The organism is Shewanella sp. AS16, from assembly GCF_021412365.1.
Taxonomy (GTDB): domain Bacteria; phylum Pseudomonadota; class Gammaproteobacteria; order Enterobacterales; family Shewanellaceae; genus Shewanella; species Shewanella salipaludis.
This window is the reverse complement of record NZ_JAKCLK010000075.1, coordinates 1-379: the sequence shown is the minus strand read 5'-3', so window position 1 is coordinate 379 and position 379 is coordinate 1. Positions and strand designations below refer to the sequence as shown.

Genomic DNA, 379 nt, shown 5'->3' with positions numbered 1-379 from the left:
GACCAATGTGATTATAGCCATCGCCCTGTCGCACTGGGCGTGGTATGCACGCATGGTGCGTAGCCTGGTGATTTCACTGCGCCAGCGCGAGTTTGTGCTGGCATCACGGCTTTCTGGCGCGGGCCATGTGCGGGTGTTTATTGATCATCTGGCAGGTGCGGTGATCCCCTCGCTGCTGGTGCTGGCGACGCTGGATATCGGTCATATGATGCTACACGTCGCGGGGATGTCCTTCCTCGGTCTCGGCGTGACCGCGCCGACCGCCGAATGGGGCGTGATGATTAACGACGCGCGTCAGTATATCTGGACCCAGCCGCTGCAAATGTTCTGGCCGGGGCTGGCGCTGTTTATCAGCGTGATGGCCTTTAACCTGGTGGGT

The 379-nt window shown here is 60.2% G+C and carries 1 protein-coding gene; it reads left to right on the top strand.

The window, feature by feature from the left end:
• Nucleotides 1–379 (top strand): ABC transporter permease subunit (locus tag LZP73_RS19395; RefSeq protein WP_234236547.1); only part of this gene is annotated, 379 nt, incomplete at both ends.